This window comes from Vibrio sp. 10N.222.46.A1 (assembly GCF_041473595.1).
Classification (GTDB): Bacteria; Pseudomonadota; Gammaproteobacteria; order Enterobacterales; family Vibrionaceae; genus Vibrio; species Vibrio tasmaniensis_A.
The window spans coordinates 1-2,321 of sequence record NZ_JBFRSN010001042.1; the positions used below are offsets into that span (position 1 = coordinate 1).

A 2,321-nucleotide genomic window follows, 5' to 3' on the forward strand; every position below is an offset into this window, starting at 1 on the left:
CGATAACTTCGTTAGAAACTTTGGATTCTGACGTACTGGAGTTGGTACTCGAGCTGAGAGGCTGATTATCAGATACAAAAACAGCCGCGCATTGCGGCTGTTTTGATTTATGGCTAACCATAGTGACCATTTAGCATGCTATTACATACTAAATAGACCATCTAGCTTCGGCATATCTCTGCCAGCGTCTTCAATCGACGTTTTGACTCGTTTACATAGGGGTTGCTTTGATCCCATGCGTAGCCCGCCAAAATCGAACATACCATTTGCTTTATCTTCGGGTTTGGTTCTTGATAGAAAATCACATCCTGAAGAGCCCCCGAGTACCACCCTTCAACATACGTTCTAAAAGTATTTACCCCAATCATCAATGGTTCAGCGTATTCACGATCCCAGTCGACTTTCTCGCCATTGAGTTGTTTTTCCACACACTCAACCACAAACTGAGCCGACTTCATCGCAATAGTCACTCCCGATGAAAATACAGGGTCAAGAAATTCCCCTGCATTACCCAGTAATGCATACTTATCGGTTGCAAGATGTTTAACGTTGACAGAATAGCCACCAATTTCGCCTGCGGGATTTGGATACTCCGCATTTGCCAAAATCTCGGCCAAGCCCGACTCTTCTGTTGCCAGCTGCTTAATCGCCGAAATCTTGTCTTCTGGGTATGATTCAAAGAATTTAGGTTCCCCTACCACACCGAATGAAGAGACTCCGTTACTGAAGGGAATCAACCAATACCAAACATCAGGATTGGTTGGATGTACCGAGACCAAAATTTTACTGCGATCGTATTCAAGATCACTATCCGTTGCTGAGATATGATCATTAATATGTGTGAAGATAGCTTTGCGCGGAGGAAGTCGTGATGGCTCTTCTAAATCGAGCATTTTGGGTAACACTCGACCAAAACCACTACCATCAAGGACGTATTGAGCCTCTAGCTGATAACGCTCTCCACCCTGTATTTGTACATCTAATATAGTACGGTCTTCAGCGAAGTTAATGCCTATCAGTTCATGTTGGTAATCAATGGTAACACCCTGCGCTTCAGCACAGTCTGCCATTACCTTATCAAAAGTACCTCGTTGAACCTGAAACGTCGTTCCCGGCCCAGAAGAGAACTTATCTTCAAAATTAAACGCCGTATAAACACCATTTTTACGAAAAGCCGCGCCATCTTTAAATTGGAAGTTAGCATTAGCCACAGCTTCGCTCATGCCCGCTTGTTCGATCACTTCCATGCACGCTGGTAACAGGCTTTCACCAATAGAAAAACGGGGGAAAAGGCTTTTTTCAATCACTCGAACATCGATGCCTTTTTTATGAAGCAAAGACGCCGCAATAGACCCTGATGGGCCAGCTCCGATGATCACTACTTGAGTTGACAGTTTTTTCATTAATTTAAGCCATGTTTACCATGATTATTTCGCGCTAGCTTTCAGCTCCAGAAGCGTATGCCCAAGACCGATATCGTCGGTACGAGTCACCACATCAAAGCCAGCCTCTTCCACTATCTCTAGGAAATCTTCACTGCGGTAAAAGCGGCTGTTGCCGTTGGCCAAGCAAGTGAAGTAGAGAGACGTCGCATTTAAGCTATAAGAAGCCGCATCGTATTTCTGTGCATCCCAAAACAGTTCAAGGATATAAACAGTCGCGTCTTCTGACATATGAGAGCGAACACGCTTTAATATGCTAAGAATTTCCATTGGCGAGAAACAATCAAGGAACTGACTCATCCACCACACATCCGTACCTGTCGGCAGCGCTTGCTGTTTATCAAGCATGTTAGCGGGGAATGGAGTCACTCGATCTTGATGACCGTGCTGTGTTGCGTTTGCCATTGCCATTTCTAATTGCTGCGGCAAATCGACAATCGTCACCTCGACATCAGAGTCGTAGTTACAACATTGCATTGCCCACTTACCTGTATTACCGCCAATATCCACCAGCGATTTAGGCTTCTTACTGAAAACTTTCTCAAGCAACACAGGGAACGAACGATCTGAGTAGAAATGATCAAACTTAAACCAGCTCTCTTTTGCTTTTTCTGGTAATTGAGACAAACCTTGATAAATCGTTTCCCAATCACCCAGCTCTTTCAGGCCTGCAGGTGTACCTTCTTCTATTGCTTCGGTTAAATGCATCATCGCGGCATAACAAACATCAGCCGTGAAATCCATATTTGCGTTGGTCATGCCATCATGCAATAGATAAAAACCTAGGTTAGCCATTTTATAATGAGGCTTATCCCAAGTAACGATGTGAGCACTCAACGCCATATCAAGCAGAACTTTGACACCGTATTCGGATACACC

The 2,321-nt window shown here is 44.3% G+C and carries 2 protein-coding genes; both read right to left on the minus strand.

The genetic code is table 11. The features are described from left to right. Nucleotides 1–161 precede the first annotated feature (161 nt). Entirely contained in the window at nucleotides 162–1,403 is a 1,242-nt protein-coding gene (locus AB4496_RS23475) for an NAD(P)/FAD-dependent oxidoreductase (protein WP_102257953.1), read from the minus strand. A 24-nt stretch (nucleotides 1,404–1,427) separates the two neighbouring features. Beyond that, nucleotides 1,428–2,321, minus strand: an 894-nt coding sequence (locus tag AB4496_RS23480; protein WP_372132173.1) for a methyltransferase, incomplete at its 5' end; no start/stop codon positions are given.